Below are 25,578 nucleotides of genomic sequence, written 5' to 3'. Positions count from 1 at the left end.
ATTCGGCGCTCACATATTGGGGCGGTGGGACATACCGGAGGAGAATAATCCTCAATGGCCGGATTGTCACAGCACCTGTGCACCTCACGCGCTTTCGCGGGCAATCAACTCACACGCCAGCAGGTTCAGCCGCTGCACTTCACCCTCACACGCCACCACACCCAGGTGCTGCAACACCCGCAACGCCGCCACTTCGCCTATTTCCCGCGAGGGCGGGCGCAGGGTGGTGAGGCTGGGCAGCAGCATGTTGGCGAAGGGATAGTCGCCAAAGCCGACGATGGCCATGTCTTCCGGCAGGCGCAAACCGGCGCGTTGCCCGGCCAGCACAGCGCCGGCCGCCAGGTTGTCATTGGCGAAGATGATCGCCTCGGGCCGTGGGGTGCGGCGGATCAACGCTTCCATGGCCTGCTTGCCCGCCTCGAACGGCGCGCAGTCGGCCGAGGGCACGAATACCCAAGGCTCAAGCCCGGCTACCCGCAACGCCTCGATATAGCCATCGCGCCGCTCCAGCGCACTCAGGTCGCCGGCCGCGCTGTTCTGCACGAAAGCGATGCGCCGGTGGCCCTTGTCCAGCAGATAGCGGCAGGCCTGTACGCCCACCTGGTGATGAAGGAAGCCCACTTGCAAGGGCGACCGCTCAGGGCGGTAGTCCCATATTTCCACGACGGGCACGTCTGCGTCGGCCAGCATCTTTTCTGTGGCCGGGCTGTGGAAATGGCTGGTCACCACCAACGCTGCCGGCGACCAGCCGAGAAACGCCCGCACCGCGCTTTCTTCCTGCGCTTCGCTGAAGTAACTGGACGCCAGCAACAACTGGTAGCCATGGCGGCTGAGGGTGTCGCTGAACGCCTGGATCGTCTGGGCGAAGATCGGCCCGGAGATATTGGGGATCACCATGCCGACGATGCGCCCACGGGCCGACGCCAGCCCCCCGGCGACCAGGTTAGGCACATAGCCCAATGCCTGCACGGCAGCTTCGATACGCTCGCGCAAAGGTGGCGACACCTGGTCTGGCTGGTTGAAGTAGCGCGACACGCTGATGGCCGAAACCTCAGCGGCTCGTGCTACCTCGGCAAGGGTGACACGGCCTGCGCCGCGGCGCTTGCGGGGGGGATCCTTGGCCTGGCTCACCGGGCTGCCTCCTGGGGAAATGGCGCGATGGTAGCGCTAACGGGAAGGCGGTTGGCAAATAGCTTTATTGCATATCAATCTGACTTTTAAGTATTTGACGTGCTAAGCGAAGGCCTCTGATACTTGCTCATGTTAGCGCTAACAAGCGCAGCTGTTGGCAAGCGCCTGCCACTCGCACGAGCGAGACCAGACAACCACAGCAACTTCGTGTCGGCCCCGCCTGAAGGGGCCTGGTCTGGTTTCCCGAGGCAGTGAGCACCATGCAGAAAAGCCGTACACCATTCCCCGCTACGCAACGTCGGCCGCTGGCCGCAGCCATCCTGTTGGCCGCTTTTGGCCAAGGTGCCCAGGCAGCCGAGCCGGCCGAAGCAGCGGCTCCGCAGGCCACTGCATTGGGCGCCGTCACTGTGACCGCCACGCGCCGAGAAGCCACGCTGCAGGAAGTGCCGGTGGCAGTGTCGGTGATCGATGGCGAACAGTTGGAGCGAGACAACCGCAACAACGTTGCCAGCATCGTCCAGCAAGTGCCTACCCTCAATTACCGCGCCGGCGCCTCGAACAAGGACACTTCGTTGTTCATCCGCGGCGTGGGCACCATTTCGACCTCGCCCGGCGTCGAGCCAACCGTGGCGACGGTGGTCGACGGCGTGGTGTTCGGCCGCCCGGGCCAGTCGACCCTCGACCTGCTCGACCTTGAACGCATCGAGGTACTGCGCGGGCCGCAGGGCACCCTGTTTGGCAAGAACGCCTCGGCGGGTGTACTCAACGTGGTCAGCAAGGCCATCCCCGAGCAGACCCAAGGCTATGTGGACTATTCGCACTTTGGCGGTGGCGACGAGAACCGCCTGCGCTTTGGTATTGGCGGGCGCCTGAGCGAGCAGCTCAAGGGCTCTTTGAGCACCTTGTGGGGCGATTACGATGGCAATGTCGAAAACGTTGCCAGTGGCCACGACGTCAATGGCTACGAACGCAAAGGCGCCCGCGGCAAGCTGGAGTTCGAGCCCAACCAAGACTTGCGCCTCACCCTGATTGCCGACTACATGAAGGGCGAGGACACCTTGCCCAGCGGCGTGATCACCAGCGCCAGCGCCGCATTCGCCAGCCAGTTGCGCCCGGTGACGCCAAGCGCCCACAACCGCGACATCAACAGCGACTTCAAGACCCACGTCGAAGACCAGAACCAAGGGCTCTCGGCCCAGCTGGACTGGCAGCTGGGCGACTACACCCTGACGTCGATCAGCGCCTGGCGGGGTTGGGACAATACCCAGTACCAGGACGGCGACCGCCGCGCCTTGCTGCCGGTGACGGCGTCCCATGACAAGGGCACGGTGGACTATGACCAGTACAGCCAGGAGTTTCGCCTGACGTCGCCCAAAGGGCAGTTCAACGAATACGTGCTGGGCGCCTTCTACATGCATGGCACGTCCAGCGAGACCTACCAGCGCCTGTCGGTCAATGGCGGCGTGGCCAACACTGGCCGCGCCGACTATTCCACCACCAACGACAGTGTCGCGCTGTTCGGTGAGAACACCTTCAACTTCACCGATGACTTGCGCGCCATTTTCGGCCTGCGCTGGACCCACGACGACCTTGAGTACGACCACCGCCGGGTCTCTACCTCCGCCACCGCAGTGACTGGTATCCAGCCCTCTACTGCAAGTTCCGGCTCGGTGGACGAGGACGGCTGGAGCGGGCGCACCGGCTTGCAATACGACTTCAACGACAACCTGACGGGCTACGTCACTTACTCGCGCGGCTATAAAGGGCCGGCCTACAACGTGTTCTTCAACATGCAGCCGCGCGACACCGGGGCACTCAAACCCGAAACCTCGGATGCCTACGAAATCGGCTTGAAAAGCACGGCGCTGGACAATCGCCTGACCGCCAACCTGGCTGTGTTCCACACCGACTACGACAACTACCAGGCCAACTTCTTCGACACCGTGGCCAACCAGGTGGTAACCCGCCTGGTGAATGCCGGCAAGGTCAAGACCCAGGGTGTGGAGCTGGATGCCAGCTTCCAGGCCACCTCGCGGCTGAAGCTGTCGACAGCCGTGGCCTACACCAAGGCCCGTGTCGATCACTTCAACTGCCCGGCCGGTGCGGCGGCCAACTGCAACATCGATGGCGGCCGCCTGCCGTTCACGCCGGACTGGAAGACCTACCTGCGCGCCGATTACGTGATCCCGCTGGACAACGGCCTGGATGTGGAACTGAGCAGCGACTACAGCTGGCAGGACGCCGTGCAGTTCAGCCTCGACCAGAACCCGGACACCGTGCAGGGCGCCTATGGCATCTGGAACGCCAGCATTGCCCTGGCCGACTACAACGATGGCTGGCGCGTAGCCCTGCTGGGCAAGAACCTGGGCGACAAATCGTATGCGCAGATGCTGGCCAGTGGCGGCGACTACATCTACCGCTCAGTACCGCGGGATGACGGACGCTACTTCGGCGTACAACTGCGCAAGGATTTCTGAGTGGCGACCGGTGGCCTGTACCGGCCTCATCGCCGGCAAGCCAGCTCCAACAGGTACAGCGCAGCCTGAATGAATTGCGCGCTCCCTGTAGGAGCCGGCTTGCCGGCGATGCGCCGCAAAGCGGCCCCAATCAAGATTTCAAGGAGAACAACATGCCCCGCCAAATGAATCTGGGCGCTTTCCTCATGGCTACCGGTCACCACGTGGCCGCCTGGCGCCACCCGGAGGTACCGGACGACCCGCTGGACTTCGCCACCTACAAGCGCACCGCACAAATTGCCGAAGCCGCGTGCTTCGATGCCTTGTTCGTCGCCGACAGCGTCGCCGCCCCCAGCGACCCCCTGGCCAGCCACAGTGCCCGCTCGGTGTACTTCGAACCACTGACCCTGTTGTCGGCGCTGAGTGCAGTCACCGAACGCATAGGCCTGATCGCCACCGCCACCACCAGTTACAACGAGCCGTACCATGTGGCACGCAAGTTCGCCTCGCTGGATCACCTGTCCGCAGGCCGTGCCGGCTGGAACCTGGTCACCTCCGACGCTGCCGCCGAGGCCGGCAACTTTGGCCGCCAGGCGCATATCCCGCATGCCGAGCGTTACGCCCGCGCCCGTGAATTCCAGCAGGTGGTGCAAGGGCTTTGGGACAGCTGGGCCGATGACGCGTTCTTGCGCGACAAGGCCAGTGGCCTGTTCCACCACCCGCAGGCCGTGCGTGCCCTCGACCATGTGGGCGAGCACTTTCGCGTCAAAGGCCCGCTCAATGTCGCCCGCTCGCCACAGGGGCGACCGGTGCTGGTGCAGGCTGGCTCGTCCGAGACCGGCCGCGAGCTGGCCGCACAAAGTGCCGAGGTGGTGTTTACCGCCCAGCCGAGTCTGGCCCGCGCACAGGCTTTTTACGCCGACCTCAAGGGCCGCCTGGCTCGCCATGGGCGAGATGAGCATTCGCTGAAGATCATGCCCGGCGTGTTCGTGGTGGTGGGGCAAAGCCAGGCACAGGCCGAGGACAAGTACGAACAGTTCCAGGCGCTGGTCGACCCGCGTGTCGGCGTTGGCTTGCTCGGGCGCATGCTCGGCAACTTCGACCTTTCCGGCTACCCGCTGGATGGGCCGCTGCCAGAGTTGCCGCCCACCGAGGATGGCCAGCGCAGCCGCCAGCAACTGCTGACCGAACTGGCCGGTACCGAACAGCTGACCCTGGCCCAGCTTGGCCGGCGCATCGCCGGTGGGCGAGGGCACCACAGCCTGGTCGGTACCCCGACGCAGATCGCCGATGAGCTGCAAGCCTGGTTCGAAGGCGGCGCCGCCGATGGCTTCAACGTGCTGGTGCCGCACCTGCCCCTGGGCCTGGAAGACTTCGCTGTGCACGTGGTGCCCGAGCTGCAGCGTCGCGGCCTGTTCCGCCGTCAGTACCAGGGCCACACCCTGCGCGAGCATCTGGGCCTGCAACGCCCAGCCAACCCACACTTTGCCGAACGAGGCCAACCATGAGCTACACCGCCAACCCCGAGCGCTATGCGCGCATGCCTTACCGTCGTGTCGGTCGCAGCGGCCTGGTGCTGCCGGCCCTGTCCCTGGGCCTGTGGCACAACTTTGGCGATGCCACGCCTATCAGCACCCAGCGCGCCTTGCTGCACACGGCGTTCGATGCCGGTATCAACCATTTTGACCTGGCCAACAACTACGGCCCGCCCTATGGCAGTGCCGAGACCAACTTCGGCCGACTGCTGCGCGAGGACCTGCGCAGCTACCGCGACGAGCTGATCATTTCCAGCAAGGCCGGCTGGGACATGTGGCCGGGACCGTACGGGCAGGGGGGCAGCTCGCGCAAGTACCTGATCGCCAGCCTGGACCAGAGCCTGGCCCGGCTGGGCCTGGATTATGTCGACATCTTCTATTCGCACCGCTTCGATGCCGACACCCCCTTGGAAGAAACGGCCATCGCACTGGCCGACATCGTGCGCCAGGGAAAGGCGCTGTACATCGGCATCTCGTCCTATTCGGCTGGCAAGACTGCTGAAATTGCGGCGTTGCTGGGGGCAATGAATGTACCGCTGCTGATCCACCAGCCGTCGTACAACCTGTTCAACCGTTGGATCGAACGGGACCTGCTCGACACCACCGATGCCTTGGGCGCCGGGGTGATCGTGTTCACTGCGCTGGCCCAGGGCCTGCTCAGCGATAAATACCTCAATGGCATCCCGGCTGATGCCCGTGTGAACCGTGCGGGAGGTGGCTCGCTGCTACCCCAGCATTTGTCGGAAGCCAACATCGCCCGCGCACGCGCCCTGAATGAGATTGCCCGTCAGCGTGGCCAGAGCCTGGCCCAACTGGCGCTGGCCTGGACCCTGCGCGACCCACGGGTGAGCTCTGCGCTAATCGGCGCCAGCCGGCCCGAGCAGATCACCGAGAACGTGGCCGCGCTCGACAACCTGGCCTTTACCGCCGAAGAGTTGGCCGCCATCGACCGGTACGCCGTGGAAGGCGGGATCAACCTGTGGGAAAAACCCTCGACCGACTGGAAGGAGTGACCCATGCGCATGCTACGCCTTGCCATGCTGCTGTTGCTGGCCTTGGCCAGCGCGGCCCAGGCCGCAGACCCGGCTACCTTGCGTATTGGCTACCAGAAGGGCTCGATCAGCCTGGTGCTGGCCAAGCAGCATCGGCTGCTCGAGCAACGCTTTGCCAACACCCGCGTGCAATGGATCGAGTTCCCCGCCGGCCCGCAGATGCTTGAAGCGTTGAACATCGGCAGCCTCGATATCGGCTCGACCGGTGATATTCCGCCGATCTTCGCCCAGGCCGCAGGCGCTGACCTGTTGTACATCGGTGCCGAGCCGCCCAAGCCCCAGGCTGAAGTGATCCTGGTGCCGAAAGACAGCCCGATCAGCGCTGTGGGTGAACTCAAGGACAAGCGCATTGCCCTGCAGAAGGGGTCGAGCGCGCACAACCTGCTGTTGCGTGCCTTGGCCAAGGCCGGGCTGAGCATTGGCGATGTTCAGCCGGTGTACCTGGCACCTGCCGATGCCCGGGCAGCGTTTGAGCGGGGCAGCGTGGACGCCTGGGCAATCTGGGACCCGTTCTACTCGGCCATCGACCTGGAGGGTAAGGCGCGGCTGCTCGCCGACGGCCAAGGGTTGGGGCTGATTGGGCCGTTCATGCTGGGTTCACGCACCTACGTCGAAGCCCATGGTGCCTTTGTCGGGCAATTGCTGGACGAAATTAGCCGAGCCGAAGCGCTTACCCGCAGCGACGAGGCCGGCAGCATCCGCTTGCTGGCACAGTTCATGGGCTTGCCGGAAAAAGTGGTGCAGCGCAGTTTCAGCCACCGGCCAGCGTCACCAGTGCTGCCTGTGAGTGATGAGATCGTGGCGGCGCAGCAGCGTACGGCGCAGTTGTTCTTCGACAACAAGGTACTGCCCAAGCGGGTCGACATTGCCGGGGCAGTGTGGCGGCGGCAGTAACTTTACCTTCGGGCTCACATCGGTCCCTGTAGATACTCTGTTGGCGGTCAAGCTTTTCTAAGGTGTTCAGAGCTGAAAAGCTTGGCCGTATCAAATGGTTCATCGCCGCGCATGCATGCCCATATGCCTGTCAGGTACTTGCGCATGACAGCGGCGATCGCTTGCATTTTTTTCTTGCCCCTGCTGACCAGCGATTCATAAAAGGCCTTCGCGTAAGGATCGCAGCGCACCGCCGTCAACGCAGGCATGTACATGGCTGCCCGTAAATAGGCATTCCCGCTTTTGCCGAGCCGACCAGGTTTATCAATGCTTGTCCCCGACTGTGTCTGTCGAACATCTAGACCAGCATGACGAGCGACCTGAGAGGACTTGAGCATTTGAGGAAGGGTGGTCAGCTCGGCCAAGGCAGCAAGTGCCGAGACTTCTCCCATTCCCGGGCCCGCTAGTAACTGCTTGTACTGCCGGTTAAGCGTCGGACACTGAGCGATCAACTCACGTCCGGCCTTGCGGAAACGCTCAATGCGATTGTCCAAAGTGGCAATCGCTTCCTCTTGATCTTCGATCAGCATCGACACGGTCGTAGCGGTCGCCTGCAATGCATGCAGTTCATTCTTCGCCCTGGTGCGGTGCCCGACCAGACGATTGATGTGCCGGCCAAGAGCCCTCAGCTCAAGCTGTACGGAGCTTGGCGGTGTCCACAAGCGCGGTGTCATACGTTCACCGTACTCGGACAGCAACTGAGCATCTATCGAGTCAGTTTTACTGTTCACCAGCATCAGCTTGGCGAAATTATGGAAGCTCTTGGGGTTGATCACCGAAACAGGAAGGTCGGCAGCATGCAGCTCAAGGGCCAGGTCCAGGTAATAGATTCCGGTAGCCTCCATCACGATCGACTTGGGCTTGAGCGCCTGCAGCTTTTTCACCGCTGCCTTACGACCAGCAGGGGTTTGAGCGATATCCCACTGTCCAGCGGGACGCCCATCTTTACGCACCCCAACGATCGACGTACGAGAACCAATATCCAGGCCCACACAGACATTCATTCTTCCCACTCCCAAGCGAGTTAGGTAACAATGGCCTCCGGTTCCCCGACCTCGAACTTCATGCCGCTGCAACCTTGTAATGCGAAGTCCGACTTGTCGGCTTCTCGATACTCTTCGTAGTGGGCAATGAGGCGGGGGGCCTCTCTACATACAAGGTCAGGGGCAAGCCCTGCCTTCAGGAGCGATCGGCCTCCCCGGAAGTGCTTCTATAGCCTGACGAGAATAACCTCTCTCATCAGGCTAGGCACAACATACAAGGAGCGGCCTTGTGCCGCGATCGGGCTGCATAGCAGCCCCGGCAATGTGTGCATATGCGCAGAAACCTGGGGCCGCTTCGCAGCCCGTTCGCGGCACAAGGCCGCTCCTACAAATGACCGCGTAAACCCGGCGGTCACCCGCGGGCGAATGCCGCCAGCTTCTCGCCATCCAGCCGGTAGCGCACCCACTCGTCCTGCGCCTCGGCCCCCAGCTTCTGATAGAAGCCGATCGCTGGCTCGTTCCAGTCCAGCACGCTCCATTCCAGGCGCCCGCAGTTGTTCGCCACAGCCTCGCGGGCAATGTGCCGCAGCAATTGCCGGCCAGCGCCGTCGCCACGTTGTTCAGGCGTGACGTACAGGTCTTCCAGGTAAATACCGTTGCGCCCGAGCCAGGTCGAGTAGCTGTAGAAGTACACGGCAAAACCGACTGCCCGGCCATCGCGTTCGCACATCAGGCTACGCACTGTGCTGCCCTCGTCGAACAGGCTGTGCTCGATGTCGGCCAAGGTGGCGACCACCTCGTGGCGGGCACGTTCGTACTCGGCCAGCTCGGTGATGAAGGCCAGGATCTGCGCGGCATCGGTGCGAACGGCTGGGCGAATGGTGAGGCTCATGGTGACGGCTTCCTTGATCCGGGTTAACGGTACAGTGATGTGTATCTGAATAATTTAATATAACTGTATCGGTCGCTGGAGTGGGCGACTCCGTTAGTGTGACAGCACCTATAACGAAAGTGGAATGCCCGCCATGCTTGCCTCTGCCGACCTGCCGACCTGCTGACTGCTTTCGTGCTGTTTGCCTTCGTATCCTCCATCACCCCCGGCCCCGGTTGGCACGGCCTCGTCCAGCGCCCGTAAACCGCTGGGTTTCTGGGGGGCGGCGGCGTTCCAGTGGGTCAACCCCAAGGCCTGGGTGATGGCGGTGGGTGCGATTACCACCTACACACCGGCGCAAGGCTATGTAACCAACGTGATCGTCATCGCCGCCTTGTTCGCCCTGGTCAACCTGCCCAGCGTCGGTGTGTGGGTCATGTTTGGGAGCGCCCTGCGCAACGTATTGCAAAACCCGCGCTGGCTGATGCTGTTCAATGTCCTGATGGCCTTGTTGCTGGTGATTTCCCTCTACCCGCTGCTGTTTGTAGAATCGGCGTTTTCCTAGCCCCGCGAGTACAGCAAGCCGATGCAGTTGATCCCCTGGTCCCATGAATGCGCCGAAGGTTTTACCCTGCGGGGTTGGCGAACCCCGGCCAGTGGCAAGCCGTTGCTGCATTTTTTGCACGGCAATGGCTTCTGTTGCCTGGCCTACCAACCGCTGCTGATGCGCCTGGGCGAACATTTCGACCTGTGGCTGTGCGACGTTCAGGGGCATGGCGACACTGACCATGGTGGGGTGTTTCGGGGGTGGAACCGCACGGCCGAGCTGGCAGTGGAAGCCTTTCAGGCCGGGCGTGGCGAGTACGGCGATGTGCCGCGGTTTGCCGTGGGGCACAGCTTTGGCGGCGTGCTTACGGGCCTGATCCTGGCCGCTGAACCTGCGCTGTTCGCGCGTGCGGTGTTGCTTGACCCGGTGTTGTTCAGCCGTCGCATGCTGGGTGTGATGGGCGCGGCAGCACTGGTTGGCCTGCACCAGCGTCATGCTCTGGCGCGCAAGGCCGCCAGCCGCCGCAGCCACTGGCCTGATCGCGAGGCAGCGCTGGCCTCCCTGCAAGGGCGGGGCATCTTCAAGGGCTGGACCGATGCGGCGCTGCAGGCTTATATCGAACACGCCATCGGCGATTGTGGCGATGCAGTGGTGCTCAAGTGCCGGCCCAGCCGGGAAGTGGAAATCTTCAGTTCATTCCCCAAACGCATGTGGGCGCGCCTTGCAGCGATCAGTACGCCGACACGGATTCTGTATGGCGAACAGACTTATCCCTTCGTGCCTCATTCGGTGAACCGCCTGGCCACGCTCAACCGGCATGTAACCGCCCGACAAGTCGGCGGTGGGCACTGTTTCATGCAGGAAGACCCGGCCATGGCGGCCGAGCAGGTGCTCGCTTTCTTGCAGGGTTGATTGTTCCATAGGTGGAACGATGCATGCCGAATAACCCGTCTACCGCCTGATTGGTATCATTGATAAGGTTATCCCAGCCAAGAGAGGAGCCTTCTCATGAAAAACATTCTGGGTATCCACCGCAGCCCACACGCCCATTGGGTAGGTGATGGCTTTCCCGTTCGCAGCCTGTTCACTTACGACAACCTTGCCAGCCGGATCAGCCCGTTCCTGCTGCTGGACTACGCTGGCCCCCATGACTTCACCCCGACCACTGCGCGGCGCGGCGTTGGCCAGCACCCGCACCGCGGTTTCGAGACCGTGACCATCGTCTACCAGGGTGAGCTGGAGCACCGTGACTCCACGGGCGCTGGCGGCCTGATCGGGCCAGGTGATGTGCAGTGGATGACCGCCGCCAACGGCATCATCCATGAAGAGTTTCATTCCCCGGCCTTTGCCCGCAGTGGCGGTACGCTGGAAATGGTCCAGCTGTGGGTCAATTTGCCAGCGCGTGACAAGCGAGCAGCCGCCGGTTATCAGACGCTGCTGGGCAGCGACATCCCGGTGGTGGCGCTGGACGGAGACGCCGGTAGCTTGCGGGTGATTGCCGGTGACTACCGTGGGCACCAGGGGCCTGCCCGGACCTTTACCGCCATGGATGTGTGGGACCTGCGGCTGAATGCCGGGGCGTCCTTGCAGCTGCCAGTTGCTGCCGGTCGAAACGCCGCGCTGGTCGTGCTGCGCGGTAACGTGCGAATCAACGGCGAGCGTGAAGCGGGCCCGTCCAGCCTGGTCCTGCTGGACCGTCAGGGTGAGGATGTCACCGTCGAGGCGTTGGAAGGTGCCAGTGTGCTGCTGCTCAGTGGCGAGCCGATCGATGAGCCGATTGTCGGCTATGGCCCGTTCGTGATGAACAGCCAGGCGGAGATTGCCGAGTCGTTCGACGATTTCCATGCCGGGCGGTTCGGGCAGATGCAGGATGAGCGCGAAGGTGTTCAGCACTGAGTCTTGGTTGAAAAGCTGGGGTTGCGAAGCGCCCCCGGCTTTCTTGAGCATGGATTGAACCCCAGGGCTTTGGCATGATCAGCCCATGCCCAAGCCCACACTCCAGCACGCCGTCCGCCGATCATTGCCCACCCCCGGCCAACACACCTTGTGGCTACGCTACCGTGCCCCGTATCACTGGCCCTCGACCCTGGGTTTCCTGACTGCCCGCTGCATCCCCGGTATTGAGACCTGCATCGACGGCACCTATCGCCGCACCCTGGCTATTGCCGGCCACCACGCTGTCTTGCACGCCACCCCCTTGCGCAACCAGTTGCGCGTGCACCTCGAAGGCGTTCCCTCAACTGCATTGCCTGGCCTGATCGCCAGACTGAGGCGCTTCTTCGACCTCGACGCCGACCCTGTGCGCATCGCGGCCGAATTGTCCCGCGACCCCTTGATGGCCCGTTTGGCCCGCGAGCGCCCAGGCTTGCGTGTGCCCCAAGGCTGGGATGCCTGCGAACAAGCCATGCGTACTGTGCTGGGCCAGCAAATCAGCGTGGCCGGCGCCATGACCCTGGCAGGCCGGCTGGTACAACGTCACGGCACAGCGCTGCGTTCGCCGGTCGCGGGGCTGAGCCATCTGTTCCCGGCTTTGCCGGCATTGGCCAATGCGCAATTCGAAGACATGGGCATGCCGCGAGCGCGCGCCATCACCCTCGGCACCTTGGCAAATGCACTACTGGCTGAACCCGGGTTGCTGCGTCGCGGGCAAGCGCTGGATGAGCTGCTGCGCAACCTGTGCCGGCTAAAAGGCATTGGGCCGTGGAGTGCGCACTACCTGGCGCTGCGCCAGGCCGGCGCTGCTGATGCCTTGCCGTTGGGTGATGTGGCGTTGATCAAGGCATTGCGCCTGCTTGAGGGTGATGACGCGAAGCTGGCCGAACGGGCGCTGGCCTGGCGACCGTGGCGGGCCTACGCGGCGCAGCACCTGTGGGCATCGCTGGGGTCGGCAGGGACCGCTCGTCGTTAAGTCGGCCAATGCATTCGAACACTCGGCTCACGCCTGCAATCTTCCACTAAGGTGCTAGAGGATTCCCCGCATGATCATTGCCCCCGCGCATGGACGGCTGCCCGGGCATGTGCAATATCAATTGGCGCCCCGCCCGATAAAGGCGTACTCACTCACAACAGGCCATCGCACAGAGAGGGTCGTACCATGTCGTTGATAGGAGTTTCGATGCTGGAAATGCGGCAGATGATCGAGCAGGCCTGCTTGCCTGATCGCTGTGAAGTCAGCTGCCTGGATGGCGCCAACCTGACCATCCGCCTGGGTCAGGGTCAGAGTCTGGACGAGGGCGTGACCCTGAACGGGGTCCCGCTGCAAAGCCTTAACAGCTGCCGTGATCTGGTCCACCTGGTGGGGCAGCTGCACGCGCTGCGTGACAGCCGCCCGGCGCGAATCAGGTCGATTGCCTGAGCGCGCCCGTCGTGCCCCGGTCAGCCCAGGCTGGCCGGGCGTACGTATTCCGGCATCAGGCCGTTGAACCAGAACAGGATCATTGCCACCAGCATGGTCACCAAGAGTAGAAGCCCCACACCCCAGACGCACGTCGCAAACAGCATCGCCTGTTCCTTCTTCAGCCGCAGGAATGTCTGCAACCCGCCATACAGCAATACGCTGGCGTAAGCCGAGGCGGCGAGCAGTGCGGCGAAGGCCAGCCAGCGGATGGGCACCAGGCCGACCACGCCGGCAAAGAACCACGGCGTGGCACAGTAGGCGGCAAAACCAATGCACTGGTTGAGGCTGGGCTGCGCATCGAACCCTCGCGACATCCAACGTATCATCACCCCCATCAGCATCACGCCCACGACGGTAGTGGCATACAGCAGCCCTGCCAGTTGCGCGGCGCTGCCCATGCTCAGGCGCACCCGCTCCTCGGCTGCGAGGCTCCAGCCGAAGGTGGTAGTACCGACAAACAGGCACACAGCGGGTATCAATGCCAGGGCCAGGAGGCGCGGCAGGTATTGCTGGGGGTGGTCCTCTTCGGCTCGGCGGATATCCAGCCAGGCGTCGGCGGGGTGGGTGAAGAGTTTGAGCAATGGACTGTTCATGGCGTTCTCCGGCAGGCACGGGCCCTTTTGCTATGGAGATACGCCGCACCGGGCCGGTTCAGCCGGTTTGGCCGCCGTTGATCGGCTTATTGCAGTTCCAGAAGCAAGTTCAGGCCGCCATCGCCGCACTTGCCCTTGTCCCGGACTACGCCATGGTAACTGCGCCCATCCCAGATAAAGGCCACGCTGTGAGCACGGTCGACCTTGTCAGGCAGTGGCGGGCAGATGTGCAGGCGCAGCCCCGGTCGGCCCTGCAGGTTGAGGGCGGCAAGCTGGCACTGGCATTCCACGCTTTGCGCCACCGGCCCGAACAGGGTGTCGCGTACGTAATCGAGCTGCAGCGAGGCATTCGGTGCGCGGCCAGGCATCTTCATCGGTAGGTGGCTCCATCGCAACGGCTTGATGGGCAGGGCGGGTTCGGCATGGCAGGCTCCAGGCAAAAGAAGGCGGCTTAATATTTGAAGCTTGCCTGGCCAAGATGTTCAACGTGTTTCATGTGCATTCATCTTGTTTGCGCCGGGTGGCAGACCACAGGTCCTGTTCAGGCACCCGCCTTGCGCAAGGTCAGGTTGATCCGCCGTTCGCCCATGCGTGGATGCACGCCAGGTTTTATAGGCAGCACGCCGTGAAAGCGCAAGCGGTCCTCACCGCCCCAGACCAGTACATCACCGTGGCTCAGCGGGATGCGACGGGCCTTGTCGGCGCGCTGCAGGCCGCCGAACAGGAACACCGCCGGGAGGCCCAGCGATACCGACACGATCGGCTGGCCGAAGTCTTGCTCGTCGCGGTCCTGGTGCAGGCTCAGGCGTGTGCCTGGCAGGTAATGGTTGACCAGGCAGGCATCCGGCACGAAACCCTCGAAGCCGGCCAGGCCCGCAGCGCGGGCGGCGAGGGCGAGCAGCACCGGAGGCAGCGCGGGCCAGGGCTTGCCGCTGAGCGGGTCGCTGGGGCTGTAGCGGTAGCCGTGTTCGTCACTCACCCACCCCAGCGTACCGCAGTTGGTCAGGCCTACTGCCATGCGCAGGCCACCCGGCGTGTACATGTGCCGGAAGGGCGCTGCGCGCAGCACCGGGCGCAGGGCATCGAGCAGCGCCTCGGTTTCGGCCAGGGCGAAGCCGGGCAGCAGCAGGGTGTGGCTGGCCAGGCGTTGCGGCTGGGGGCCGAACAGGTCTAGGTCGGACTGGATCATGGCATCGCACAGGTTCGAGGGATTGGACATTGTATCCCTGCAATCGCAATCCCTGTAGGAGCAGCCTTGTGCTGCGAAGAGGCCGGTATCTCCCAAAGATGTGCCGGTGCTGCAGGCCCTTTCGCAGCACAAGGCTGCTCCTACCGGGAATGCACATATCCGGCAGAACGAGAAGTTGCGTAGGGTGTGAGCGAAAAAGGAACCGCGGCACCAGGGAGAGGAGTGCCGCGATTCAAGGGGGGAGAGGTTTACTTCTGGGTCACAGTGGCCAGGTTCGCGCTGCCCAGCTGGGTGATGGTGGCGGTTTGGGCGATACCGCTCTGGTCGACGAACGCCTTGTTGCCCTGGCCTCCCTGGGTCACGTAGGCGACGTTGATGCTGTCAGTCTGTTTGATGGTGGCTTCGTTGCCGCTACCGTACAGCTGGTTGGTATAGCTCTGGTTGCTGTAGCCGGACTGGTCCAGGGTGATGGAGTTACCGGTGCCCTGACTGTTGCCGTAGGCATAGTTGTCGGTACCGCGCTGGTCGGCGATCAGGATGTTGTCGGTGCCGTTCTGCTCGAAATACAGCTCGTTGTTGACGTCGTCCTGCTTGGTCGACATCTGGTTGCCTTTACCGGTCTGGTTTAGCGTGGCCACTTGGTCGGCGCCTTTCTGGGTCAGGTTGACGCCGTTGCCATTGCCGTTCTGGTTGATGGTGGCGTTCTGGTTGGTACCGAACTGGCCGCCCATCTTGGCGCCTTTCCAGTTGCTGGCGGTTATGCTGTTGCCATTGCCCTTGGTGTTGATGGTCAGGTTGAGGTTTTCACCATTCTGGTAGGTGAAAAACAGATTGTTGTTGCCGGTCTGGGTAATGGTGGCGGTCGCGTTATTGGTCTCGAACTGGTCCGACCAGCTGGCGTTGGCATTGCCTTGCTGCGACAGGCTGACCTTGTTGGCGGTGCCGAAGCTCTGGTCGATATAGCCTTCGTTCGTCTGGCCGGTCTGGACCACGGAGGCCTGGCTACCGACCTGGGTGTCCTGCCACACTTCCACCGAGTTGCCGCCACCGTACTGGCCAATGCCAATGGTGCCACCGGTGCCTTCGCGCTGGTCGCCGTAGGCCCAGTTGTCGTGGCCATCCTGGTACACCTGGATGTCGCCATCGACGTGGTTCAAGTGCTCGGCGGCGGCGTAGTTGTCCTGGCCGGTCTGGTTGACGGTACTGCGGTTGTTGGTGCCACCGAAGGTCTGCTCGATGAAGGCTTCGTTGCGCTGGCCGGATTGCCAGGTGGTGGCTTTGCTGCCTTCCTGGGTGTCCTGCCACACGGTGGATTTGTTGCCGACACCTTGCTGGGTTTGCAGCGATTCATTGTTCAGCCCTACCGACTGGCTGGCGAAGGCATCGTTGTAGCTGCCCCCGGCACGCTGGGTGATCTTGCTGCCGTTCTCGAACAGTTGCTCGGCGTAGCCGGCGTTGTACTGGCCGGTGGCGCTCTGCTGGATATCGCTGGTGCTCTCGGTCTGCACCGCCATATGGTTGTGGCCCTTGCCCGTCTGGTTCTGGGTGGCCGAGGCGAAGGATGCTTGGGTCTGCGAGACTTCGGCGATGTTTTCCTTGCCGTCCTGGGTCTGGGACGAGGTGCTGTCAGCAGCCATGGCCTGACCTGCGAGGGCCAGGACGATAGCGGCACTTAAAGGGGCGAGCTTGTACATGGTGGTGCCTCCAGGTCTATCGATATTGGGTGATCTGAACATGCTGGCCATTGCCGGTCTGGGTCACGGAGCTGTTGAGGCCCGAGCCGGACTGCACGATGCTGGCGCTGTTGTCGTTCCCGATCTGCTCGATGGCTGCGCTGTTGCTGCTGCCGCTCTGGCGGATCGACGCGCTGTTGCCGTTTCCCTGTTGGCTGATGCTGGCCATCAGGTCACTGCCTTCCTGCAAGATGTAAGCTTCCTGCGTACCGCCAGACTGGACGATACGGCCCAGCAGGGCCTGACCGTTCTGGTCGAGGGCGGCGCGGTTGCCTGAGCCCTGCTGCTCGATCACCGCAGCCTGGCCGGCACCGACCGGCAGCAGGCGGATGATCACCGGTTCACCGAGGTCGTTGCCGGGCGCGAGGTCGGCATTGTCCATCAGGTCGTCGGCCCAGCTGGCCTGGCCCGCCAGGGCCAGGCTGAACAGCAGTGGATACAAGCGTTTCATGGCGTTTCCCCGCCTTTACTGCACAACCACGTTGACGGTGCGGGTGGTACCCGGGCTGGTGGTGATGGTTGCCGTCGGTGCGGCAGTCGGGATTACCGTGGTGCTGTTGCTGACTGCCAGGCGCCAGCGGCCGTTAACCGGTACGGTGGCGGTGCCCAGTGTCTGCACCCCGGTGGTGGTGGTGACCCGGACGGTTACAACGTTGCCCGTGGTTACCGACGAAGTACCGCTGATGTCCCAGTTGTAACGGTTGTTGGAGCGCGCCGTGACGGTGGCTGCCGTGACCGCGAAGGTTTCGGCGGCGGGCCGTGGCGACACGTTGACGGTGACCGTACCCGGGGTGGACAACGCCCCCAGCGAGTCACGTGCCTGGTAGGTGAAGGTGGTGGTGAAGGCCGCCGTAACCGTGGCCGGCGGGGTATAGGTCACGGTGGCGCCGTCGGTGCTGACCGTACCGCGGCCGGCAGCCGGTTGGGTGACGGCAGCAACAGCCAGCGGTACATTGCCTTCCGGATCGGTGTCGTTGGCCAGCACGTTGATGGTCAATGGCACACCCAGGGTGGCGACGGTTTCCGGGTTGGCGACCGGTGGCCGGTTAGGCGCCACATTGATGGTGACCGTGGCCGGTTCCGATTTCAGGCCCTTGGCATCCACCGCCCGGTAGCTGAAGGTGGCCACCAATGGTTGCGTAGCGCCGACTGGCGGGGTGTAAGTGACCGAGGTGGTACCGTTGAGCACCACACCGCCCAGGCCGGTACCCGGCTGGGTGAGGTCACTGAGGGTCAGCGGCACATTGCCGTCCGGGTCGCTGTCGTTTTGCAGCAGGTTGAGGGTGATCGGCACACCAACGCTGGTGCTGCCGACATCTGTCTGGGCCAGCGGTGGCTGGTTGGCCGCCTCGACGGGTGCGTTGCCGACCACGATCACGGGTTCCACGTCAGTACCACCATGGGCAGACTTGACCGTGACGGTAGCTGGCGGTTGTGCCACGTCGTTGACCGTGATGCTTTGCAGCGTGCCGGATTTCGACAGGCGGCCGTAGCCCTGGGCGAGCATGTCGGGGATAGCGACTTCGTCACTGGACCTGGCCTCGATCAGCAGGCGCTTGTTGGCCCAGTCGTAGCGCGCGGTGCTGACCTTGACCACGTCGGTGAGCTTGCTCGACAGTGCGGTTGGCTGGGTGCCGCCGGCACTGTTGCTGGCCGTGACCACCACCACCGCGGGTGGTGCTGTCTGGGCGAGCTGTTGGTGGAAGAACAGGCCGTTGTTGTCTGCCGTCAGGTTGAACTGGCAAGGCGAAGGAGGCGTGCCGATCAGTGCCAGGCCGTTGCGCATGCACAGGCTGGCCTCTTTCGGCGCCTTGGCGAACACTTCCACGCGGGTCCCGCTGCCGTTGCGCGAGTAGGTGGCGCGCTCCAGGGCGACCGAGGTTTGTGCACGTTGGTCCAGCACCTTGCCCGAAACCGTGAACAGCGCGGTTTCGATGCGCCCGGGCGGGCCGTCGATGCGGATGAAGTTGGTGTTGAACGGGCTGCCGACCACGGCTTCCGGGCGATTTGGGTCACCGATGAAGGTTTCGGTGGCGCCAGTGTCCGGGTTGACCTCGGTGTAAGGCCCGCCAACCCCGCGCAGCCATGGCCCGAGTGCGCCGTTGAGAGCCCCCGTGAAGTTACCCGGCGCTCCGATGCCTATGTCGCGGGTGATGTTGATCGCCCGCCGGCCGGGCGTTGTGACATTGACCGTCTCGACGCCGAAGGGGTGGGTGATGGTGTATACCCCCGCACGCGGGACCGACACGCGAAGCCGGATGCGGGCGAAGCTTTGCTGGTCGCCGTCTACCGGATTTTCGGCGGCAAAGGCCGCTTCCAGGCCTGCGACGTAGGCATCCAGCTCATAGCCGCTGTTACCGACGGCAGGGATGGTGGCTTCGGCCAGGAACCAGAACATTTCTGGCGGCCAGTTATCGGGGAACACCAGCGGCAAGGCGTCGTCGTAGATGCCGGGCTCCGGCAGCAGGGTGCACATGTATGACGGTGCGGCCGGAGTGCCGGGTACCCGGGTACTGGTCGCACGTGACTGGCACAGTTCCAGCGACTGGTTGAGGCTGTCCTTGTACCACATCGGGTAGCCACCAGTGGCGAAGGTGTAGGGCCCCGGGTCTACATCAGACAACGCGGCAAAGGCGGCGCTGGTAACGGTGAGGGAAAAACCGGCGGCGAACAGCGCACGGCGCGACCAAGTGTTCATGCGGCCTCCTTGAAGGCTGAGCCTTTGTCTGTTCATGGCACCAACACCACGTCTTCGGTGTCGCTACCGCCATTGGCACTGGTGACCTGCACCTTGGCCGGCGGGATGGGCGAGAGGGACATGCTCAACGTCTTCACGGCGCCGGTGCCGCCCAGATTGCCGATCAAGGTACCGTTGCCGGTATGGGCAGTGAGCACGGGCGGGGTGGTTTCGTCGCTGGTGCTGGCCACCAGGGTCAGCTCGCCGGTGGACAGGCGGTACTGGGCCTGGGTGATAGTGACCAGGTCAGTCAGTGGCACATTGCGGGTGGTCAGGCTGCTGGTCGGGATGGCCACGCTGTTGTCGGCGGTCAGGGTCACGATGGTACCGGCCGCCGGGTTGAGGGCCGACTGGGCGTACCAGGCGCCAGTGGCGTTGGCCTCGGTCAGGCTCAGGTTGGGCGTCTGGCTGGTCAGGGTGACGCTGGCCGGTGGCGGCGGGGCCATCACGAAGATGTCTTGCTGGGCACGCAGGTCGCCGTTCTCGGTGTGCCGTGAGTAGGTGCTGCGCTGTGGCATCAGCGGGGTAGGCAGGGCAACGGTCGAGAGCTTGCCCGATATTGCGAACAGCTCGGTGCGCAGGTCGATGCCGCCCGGGCCTTCGATGCGCACGAAGTTGGTGTTGAACGGGCTGCCGGTCACCCGTTCTTCAAGGTTCGGGTCACCGATGAAGCGCTCGTTGCCTTCGGTGTAGGGGCCGTTGACACTGCGCAGGAACGGCCCGACATCGCCCTTCAACGCACCAGTGAAATCGCCTGCCCCGGCAATGCCGATGTCGCGGGTCATGTTGATCGCCCTACGCCCTGCGGCGGGGACATCGAACACTTCCACGCCATAGGGGTGGGTGACCACGTAGGTGCCAGCGGTGGGAACGTCGACCCGGATACGCACCCGGGCGAAGCTGACCTGGTCACCCTCGACCGGCTCTTCGGCGGCGAATGCCGCTTCGATCGCGGTGCCGTAGCTGAGGTCGATGCCACGCGCGGCGTCGACGATGGCAGCGTCGGCAGTGAACCAGAACGCTTCGTCAGGGAAATTGGTGGGGAAGACGATGGGTTGGGTATCGTCGAACACGCCGGGCGTGGGCAGCAGCGTGCACATGTAAGACGGTGCGCCGGGTGCGCCGGCAACCCTGGAGCTCACCGCCTTGGTCAGGCACAGGTCGAGGGTACGACCGTGACTGTCCTGGTACCAGGCGGGGAAGCCGCCGTTGGCGGGCACGTAGGCGCCTGGATCGACAGCATTCAAGGCAGCCTGCGCCGGGAGCTGGAGCATGCCGGCGAAAATCGCCACTGCCAGCGGGTGAGGTATCGGTCGGTGCATGAGTCAATTCCTCCTGCAAACGGGCCAATGGACTTGGGGCGTCTGGGAGGAGATCGGCAAGAGCTGTGCCACAACCTGGAAATAGCGTTGCAGGCCTTGTGGGGCAAGGGGGCGAGCCTTTCAGCGGAGCATTTTGCGAGTGGCCGGCAGTGGGCTACGTTCCCCCAAGGTTGGGGATTGGGGGCAGGTAATTCAAACCCGGTTTTCGAAGCAAATGCGGTTTTTGCTACATTGCATCGGCGGTCCCATTCCCCTGCCGAGCCAAGCGATGCAACCCCTCGACCACCTTTCCCTGAACCTGTTCATCGTTGTCTGTGAAGAAGGCACCATCGCCCGCGCTGGCGAGCGCGCGTTCATGGCGCCTTCCGCCGTCAGCAAACGTATTTCAGACATCGAGGCGCGCTTTGGCACCGCCTTGCTCAAGCGCAGCAAGCGTGGCGTGGAGCCCACCCCAGCGGGCTTGGCGCTGCTGCGTCATGCCCGGGGCAATCACTCGATGGGGGCGGCCGGTTTCTCATGCGATCGCGACTTTGATCTGCGCGGTTTGCGTGGTTTTTTCTCAGGCCGTTTGCCGGGTTTGAGCTGCCAGCGGTAGGCATTGGCGAGCAGGCGCTCCTGGATTGCGGGTGGGTAGTCGCTGAGGGTGGTCACGGGTGGGACGGGCTTGCCGGGCAAGCCGGCCTCGCGGATTACTTTCGGCCAGCGCGGTCGCCAGCACAGCAGCAGACTGAGCCAGTGGCCGGTGCCAACGATGACGAAAGCGGGCCAGACCATCAGCAGGATGACTTTGAACAGCCAGCTGCTCTTGCGGAAGAAACGCCCAAGCCCCTCGAACTGGGCGCTGAAGGCCTGGATGGGTGATGGTAGTTGTGTGCTCAGCCGGGGGCGGGGGACGGCGTGGGGACCTTCTTCCATGTAGCGGCGGATGAATTCCCACTCGTCACGCAGTTCGCTGCCGCCTTGGCCTTGCTTGCCGAGTAGGGCCATTTCCATATGGGGAAGGCCGGTGCGGCTGGGGTGCCAGACTAGCCCTAGTCGCATGCCCAAGCTGAGTGAGTCATCTTCTGGGTCGATGGCTGTGCTTCCGGTTGTTTTCCACGGAAAAGTGACGATGCCGCCGCAGTATTTCGGTCGATGTAGGTGAACTTGTTGAGTTATTCGATTGAAACGGATGAGCTGGTGACGGCTAGTCAGCATTTCCAGTCGGGTTAAGTGAATTCCATACTTTGAATAAAGATACACTAAGGTCGAGGTGACTGAGAGCATTATAAGTGTTGTAAGAATAGTGATTACGGAGCGACCCTCAGGGTCTGTGATGTCCATCCATAAAAATCCAGTGGTGGTAATTAGTCCAACAGCAATGGCCGGGGCGATAGCGCCGAGCGTTGCGAGCGTAATCAACCCGCGCTTTTCTTCTGAGCCACCACAGCGAATGTCTAAGAAGATGTCGTTAAAAGCGAATACAGGGCCTCTTGTGCGTGGGTTTTCACTCACCGGTTGAAAGTGCATTTCTTCAGCCAGCTCGTCCTCATACAAATCCTGACGTTTTTCTTTCGTTGTCAGTTCTGCTTCATAGGCTTTTCGCGTAGCTTCGGATTCAGTAGCCATTTGCCAGAAACCCCATTCGATCAGATACATCACAATACCTCGCTGAATGCGGAGTGTAGGGTATTCAGTTCTTCGTGTTCTTCAAACGGTTTTGAGTTTTTTGCAAGGCGGAAGCTGCTGCGTTTGCACCACTTCTCCAAAGCGTCGTCTTCAAATATGTAAATTATCACTGTCAGGACTATGCCAATCCAGAAAGCGCCAAGAATAAGGCGGGCAAGTAATAACCGAGCGGCCTGCGTTCCGAGCTTTGCTGCAAGTGCTCCAAGGGACGTGGATAGCGTCTTGGCCAGCTTGGTCTTGGCATTTTGAGAAAGGTAATCGAAGAAAGGTTTTGCAACAGCAATGGCTGTTCCTATTTCGGCCAGCGACAGGGTTATTGTGGCCATTCCTCTTACAAGGTACGTAGTGGCCAAGAGCCTGGATTTTTTTTGAGTCAGTTTGGTGTGTCCAGCGTGACTGTCGTTGAAATTTTCCAGCCAATCTGTGAAATCCCACCACGCCAGCAGCGAACCTCCAACGCCAGCCAATCCAGCCCCCCAGAGCTTCAACCTCCCCAATGTCGCGGCGGCCCCTTTCCCGGTCACACTGTTAGTGCCGTATCGGGTTACCACTTGGTCCACATAGCTGGCTCCAATTTCAAAGCCTGCTGCAGCCGTAGTCATCGCGGCCGCCATGAGTTCAGTCTTGATCCGTGCATCACTGTCAGGCAGCTCGCGGGCTTTGAAGGCCATCAGCATGCCCTCTATGAGGCATATCAGGCCGGCAGCACGAACTTTATAGAAGTCGCTTTGCTTGTTATCAGCCTGCATTAGCCCTTCGGCCCAGGCCTGATCCAGGTACCGTGCAATCTGGCCACCGCTGCGTTGCGGGTTGATTGGCTGCCCACTCCGTGCAGCTTCACTCACGCGTATTTCGACAGCCGTTTCATGTACCGAAGCAAACAACGCCAGGCGCAGGCCATGGTGCAGCGCACGGTCTACGCTGCTCGGTGCGCCGGTTCTCAGCACCTGTCGACCCAGCGCGACGTACCAACCGTACAGGCCGATACTGACGCTACTGTTCCGCTTCTGCAGTTCTTCATACAGTGCATTCAGGCGTTCGAAGGCATTCGCAGCGGCGTGGGCGCGTTTGGCAAGGCCTTCGGCCAGCGTGAAGTTGAATTCTGCCGGTGGTTCGGCCTTGGCGGCTTGCAGCAGCGCCGCAAGCTCCTCTCGGATGTCATCCTGGTTGTAGCTGATGCCGCGTATTGCCAGGTTTGCCCGGTCGGCCACGTCGCTACGCCACCAGTGGTCCAGCACCTTGGTGCCCCATTCACTCAACTCCATGCCGATCACGCACTGGCCGGTCTGCTCGGCAAAGGCCAGGCCGTTGATGAGGTCGGCGTTGTCGTAGCGGTCCAGCGCTTGCAGCAACCGTTCGCTGACTACCCAGCGGGCATGGTCCTTGGCGCGGTCTTCTGCCGCTTGCTGGGCGTGTTGCATGGCCTGCTCAAAGGCTTCGAGCTGATCGTGCATGGCCTGACGGTCGACCAGGTGGCCGTATTTCTGGTCGAACTTCTTGCTGAACTCGCCAGCCTCCTGACGGGCCTGGACTTTGGCGCGGACATCGCGCTCGAACTGCGCCAGGTGAGGTTTCATGCGCTCGTCATGGGCATCGGCCTGCTGCCTGGCCCGCTCGGAAAAGGCGTAGATCTCGGCGTGCACGTAGGGTTGGTTGCGTATGTTTTCAGCCATGACTTCGCGCTTGACGATCTGCTCGGCCATCATCTGCGGGTAGAGCTTTTCGATCTCCAGGAACGACTGCGCGACCAGCAGCTTGCGCTCGTTGTCCACGCCAGGCTCCACGGTGCGTTCCAGCCACCTGGTCTTCACATCATCGACAGCGGCATTGCGCCAGGCGTTGAGCTCCTGGGTGATGCCGATGGCGTCTTCGATGACGATGGCGGCGCCACGGGGCTTGCTCTGGTTCATTAGCGGCGCCAGCGCTTGCCGTGAGGCGTGCGGCGAGACGATCTGGTCATTGTTGAACGGCTGCAGGTCCAGTAGCGCCTGCAGATCTGTGTCGTCCTGGGCCTTGAAGTCGGCTACCCAACTCAGTTGGTCATGCTTGAGCACGTGGGGCTGCGGTGGGGCGTCGGAGGGCTGGATGAAGCGGGCGATATCGATCGCAGGCAGGCTGCTGCGGTACTCGTCTTCAAGCAGGCGGCAGCTGTCGAGCATGCGCGGGGTCAGCGGGGAAGGGCTGAACAATGGGCGCAGTTCCTGAATGTCATCCAGGTCATAGAGCGTGATGGTCCAGCCGAAGCTGCGGATGATCTCATCGAGATTGCCGGCGCTGGGGGCGGGCTCCCAGGGGGCGTCGGCGCTGATGTACAGCAGGGAGCCGTTGGGTGCGACGCGGTACTGGCTGTGCCACTCGTAGGCAGGGGCGCTGTGGCGTTTTATCAGCAGGTAGAGAAAGCCCTCCCGCAACGGGCGGATGGCGTAGCTGGAATGCGTCATCTCGGCGACGTCCGAGAATGGGCTGAGATAGCTTGGCAGTTTCGGCAGGCGGGCGCGTTGTGCCGGGTTGCCGCCGATGGCGGCGTAGCGCAGGGGCAACAGTTCGAAGCGGCGGGTGCAGTTGGCGACGGGGCTGTTGCGCAGGGCGGGGCGGTAAGCGGGCCAGACCATCAGCAAGATGACTTTGAACAGCCAGCTGCTCTTGCGGAAGAAACGCCCAAGCCCTTCGAACTGGGCGCTGAATGCCTGGATGGGTGATGGTAGTTGTGTGCTCAGGCGGGGGCGGGGGACGGCGTGGGGGCCTTCTTCCATGTAGCGGCGAATGAACTCCCACTCGTCACGCAGTTCGCTGCCGCCTTGGCCTTGCTTGCCGAGTAGGGCCATTTCCATGTGGGGAAGGCCGGTACGGCTGGGGTGCCAGACTAGCCCTAGTCGCATGCCCAAGCTGAGTGAGTCATCTTCTGGATCGATGGCTGTGCTTCCGGTTGTTTTCCACGGAAAAGTGACGATGCCGCCGCAGTATTTCGGTCGATGTAGGTGAACTTGTTGGGTTGCTCGATTGAAGCGAATGAGTAGGTGACGGCTAGTAAGCATTTCCAACCGCGTTAAGCGAAGGCCGTATTTTAGATAAAAATAAACAATAGCACCGTCCATGACAGACATCAGCATCATTATGATGATGTCTATGACAGCAGGATCTCTACTGGTGAAAAGGTAAAGATAAACGGATCCCAGGGTTATTGTGACGCCGCTATATAGGATTGGCCCTAGTCCTCCCAGCGTCATGATTGTGATCAAGCCACGTTTTTCCTCCGATCCGCCGCAACGCATCTCAAGGAAATTTTCATTGAAGGAGTAAACAGGGCTGCGTGCGCGAGGGTTTTCGCTCACCTTCCGAAAATGGACTCCCTCTTCCAAGTCACCTTCATAAAAGTCCCGCATTGCGCGTTGGTCTACTGGCGTCATTTTCGCAACGTACGCCTTACGCGT

The 25,578-nt window shown here is 62.4% G+C and carries 20 protein-coding genes and 2 pseudogenes; 10 read left to right on the top strand and 12 right to left on the bottom strand.

The features are described from left to right. Nucleotides 1-84: 84 nt before the first annotated feature. Nucleotides 85-1,131: a LacI family DNA-binding transcriptional regulator gene (locus PP4_RS14130; protein ID WP_016499869.1), complete on the bottom strand. Its 1,047-nt coding sequence runs from the start codon at nt 1,129-1,131 to the stop codon at nt 85-87. Nucleotides 1,132-1,391: 260 nt separating this feature from the next. Here PP4_RS14130 and PP4_RS14125 point away from each other — a divergent pair, with 260 nt between their 5' ends. From PP4_RS14125 to PP4_RS14110, 4 genes are all read left to right on the top strand, one after another. Continuing rightward, the gene (locus PP4_RS14125; protein WP_016499868.1) at nt 1,392-3,608 is read left to right on the top strand and encodes a TonB-dependent receptor; all 2,217 of its coding nucleotides are present in this window, start codon (nt 1,392-1,394) and stop codon (nt 3,606-3,608) included. A 152-nt stretch (nt 3,609-3,760) separates the two neighbouring features. Further along, nucleotides 3,761-5,095 (top strand): LLM class flavin-dependent oxidoreductase, encoded by a 1,335-nt coding sequence (locus tag PP4_RS14120; protein ID WP_016499867.1) that lies wholly within the window; start codon nt 3,761-3,763, stop codon nt 5,093-5,095. Then, on the top strand, nt 5,092-6,135 hold the full coding sequence (gene mgrA / locus PP4_RS14115; protein WP_016499866.1) for an L-glyceraldehyde 3-phosphate reductase: 1,044 nt from the start codon (nt 5,092-5,094) through the stop codon (nt 6,133-6,135). Before PP4_RS14120 ends, mgrA begins: the two co-directional genes overlap by 4 nt. Nucleotides 6,136-6,138: 3 nt before the next feature. After that, a complete protein-coding gene (locus tag PP4_RS14110; protein ID WP_016499865.1) occupies nt 6,139-7,068 on the top strand; it encodes an aliphatic sulfonate ABC transporter substrate-binding protein in 930 nt (309 codons plus the stop codon). 47 nt (nt 7,069-7,115) lie between these two features. On the opposite strand, the gene PP4_RS14105 is transcribed toward PP4_RS14110, so the two are convergent. Both PP4_RS14105 and PP4_RS14100 read right to left on the bottom strand, forming a co-directional pair. Continuing rightward, nucleotides 7,116-8,111 (bottom strand): IS110 family RNA-guided transposase, encoded by a 996-nt coding sequence (locus PP4_RS14105; protein ID WP_016497900.1) that lies wholly within the window; start codon nt 8,109-8,111, stop codon nt 7,116-7,118. Nucleotides 8,112-8,502: 391 nt separating this feature from the next. After that, the gene (locus PP4_RS14100) at nt 8,503-8,982 is read right to left on the bottom strand and encodes a GNAT family N-acetyltransferase (protein ID WP_016499864.1); all 480 of its coding nucleotides are present in this window, start codon (nt 8,980-8,982) and stop codon (nt 8,503-8,505) included. 211 nt (nt 8,983-9,193) lie between these two features. Between PP4_RS14100 and PP4_RS14095 the strand changes: the two are divergent. The 5 genes and pseudogenes from PP4_RS14095 to PP4_RS14075 form a co-directional block, all read left to right on the top strand. Continuing rightward, a pseudogene (locus PP4_RS14095) lies at nt 9,194-9,526 on the top strand (LysE family translocator); the annotation flags it as partial. A gap of 21 nt (nt 9,527-9,547) precedes the next feature. Next, nucleotides 9,548-10,420, top strand: coding sequence for an alpha/beta fold hydrolase (locus PP4_RS14090; protein ID WP_016499862.1), 873 nt, complete (start codon nt 9,548-9,550; stop codon nt 10,418-10,420). Nucleotides 10,421-10,516: 96 nt separating this feature from the next. Further along, the gene (locus tag PP4_RS14085; RefSeq protein WP_016499861.1) at nt 10,517-11,404 is read left to right on the top strand and encodes a pirin family protein; all 888 of its coding nucleotides are present in this window, start codon (nt 10,517-10,519) and stop codon (nt 11,402-11,404) included. A gap of 85 nt (nt 11,405-11,489) precedes the next feature. Beyond that, a complete protein-coding gene (locus PP4_RS14080; protein WP_049824893.1) occupies nt 11,490-12,416 on the top strand; it encodes a DNA-3-methyladenine glycosylase family protein in 927 nt (308 codons plus the stop codon). 186 nt (nt 12,417-12,602) lie between these two features. Then, a complete protein-coding gene (locus PP4_RS14075) occupies nt 12,603-12,863 on the top strand; it encodes a DUF1652 domain-containing protein (RefSeq protein ID WP_041167745.1) in 261 nt (86 codons plus the stop codon). A gap of 20 nt (nt 12,864-12,883) precedes the next feature. Here the strand turns inward: PP4_RS14075 and PP4_RS14070 are convergent, their stop codons facing one another. The 7 genes from PP4_RS14070 to PP4_RS14040 form a co-directional block, all read right to left on the bottom strand. Further along, on the bottom strand, nt 12,884-13,498 hold the full coding sequence (locus PP4_RS14070; RefSeq protein WP_016499858.1) for a Yip1 family protein: 615 nt from the start codon (nt 13,496-13,498) through the stop codon (nt 12,884-12,886). 86 nt (nt 13,499-13,584) lie between these two features. After that, a complete protein-coding gene (locus PP4_RS14065) occupies nt 13,585-13,872 on the bottom strand; it encodes a hypothetical protein (protein WP_016499857.1) in 288 nt (95 codons plus the stop codon). Between the two features lie 167 nt (nt 13,873-14,039). Then, nucleotides 14,040-14,687 carry a DNA oxidative demethylase AlkB gene (gene alkB, locus PP4_RS14060; RefSeq protein ID WP_041168038.1) on the bottom strand — a complete coding sequence of 216 codons (648 nt, stop codon included), beginning with the start codon at nt 14,685-14,687 and terminating at the stop codon, nt 14,040-14,042. Between the two features lie 248 nt (nt 14,688-14,935). Then, a complete protein-coding gene (locus PP4_RS14055) occupies nt 14,936-16,381 on the bottom strand; it encodes a curlin-associated protein (RefSeq protein ID WP_016499855.1) in 1,446 nt (481 codons plus the stop codon). 16 nt (nt 16,382-16,397) lie between these two features. Next, nucleotides 16,398-16,871, bottom strand: a complete 474-nt coding sequence (locus tag PP4_RS14050; RefSeq protein WP_016499854.1) for a curlin minor subunit — start codon at nt 16,869-16,871, stop codon at nt 16,398-16,400. Nucleotides 16,872-16,886: 15 nt separating this feature from the next. After that, nucleotides 16,887-19,118, bottom strand: coding sequence for an Ig-like domain-containing protein (locus PP4_RS14045; protein ID WP_016499853.1), 2,232 nt, complete (start codon nt 19,116-19,118; stop codon nt 16,887-16,889). A gap of 32 nt (nt 19,119-19,150) precedes the next feature. Then, nucleotides 19,151-20,479: a hypothetical protein gene (locus tag PP4_RS14040; RefSeq protein WP_016499852.1), complete on the bottom strand. Its 1,329-nt coding sequence runs from the start codon at nt 20,477-20,479 to the stop codon at nt 19,151-19,153. A 268-nt stretch (nt 20,480-20,747) separates the two neighbouring features. Here PP4_RS14040 and PP4_RS27985 point away from each other — a divergent pair. Next, a pseudogene (locus PP4_RS27985) lies at nt 20,748-20,963 on the top strand (LysR family transcriptional regulator); the annotation flags it as partial. 5 nt (nt 20,964-20,968) lie between these two features. On the opposite strand, the gene PP4_RS27980 reads toward PP4_RS27985, so the two are convergent. Both PP4_RS27980 and PP4_RS14030 read right to left on the bottom strand, forming a co-directional pair. Further along, nucleotides 20,969-22,117, bottom strand: coding sequence for a DUF6708 domain-containing protein (locus tag PP4_RS27980; RefSeq protein WP_016499850.1), 1,149 nt, complete (start codon nt 22,115-22,117; stop codon nt 20,969-20,971). Continuing rightward, a complete protein-coding gene (locus tag PP4_RS14030; RefSeq protein WP_408002853.1) occupies nt 22,117-25,242 on the bottom strand; it encodes a T6SS effector BTH_I2691 family protein in 3,126 nt (1,041 codons plus the stop codon). The genes PP4_RS27980 and PP4_RS14030 overlap by 1 nt, the downstream gene beginning before the upstream one ends. Nucleotides 25,243-25,578: the final 336 nt, after the last annotated feature.

Origin of the sequence: Pseudomonas putida NBRC 14164 (genome assembly GCF_000412675.1) — a bacterium.
In the GTDB taxonomy this organism is placed as follows: Bacteria; Pseudomonadota; Gammaproteobacteria; order Pseudomonadales; family Pseudomonadaceae; genus Aquipseudomonas; species Aquipseudomonas putida.
Note: the sequence above shows the minus strand (reverse complement) of the source record. Positions and strands in the feature narration are given on the sequence as shown.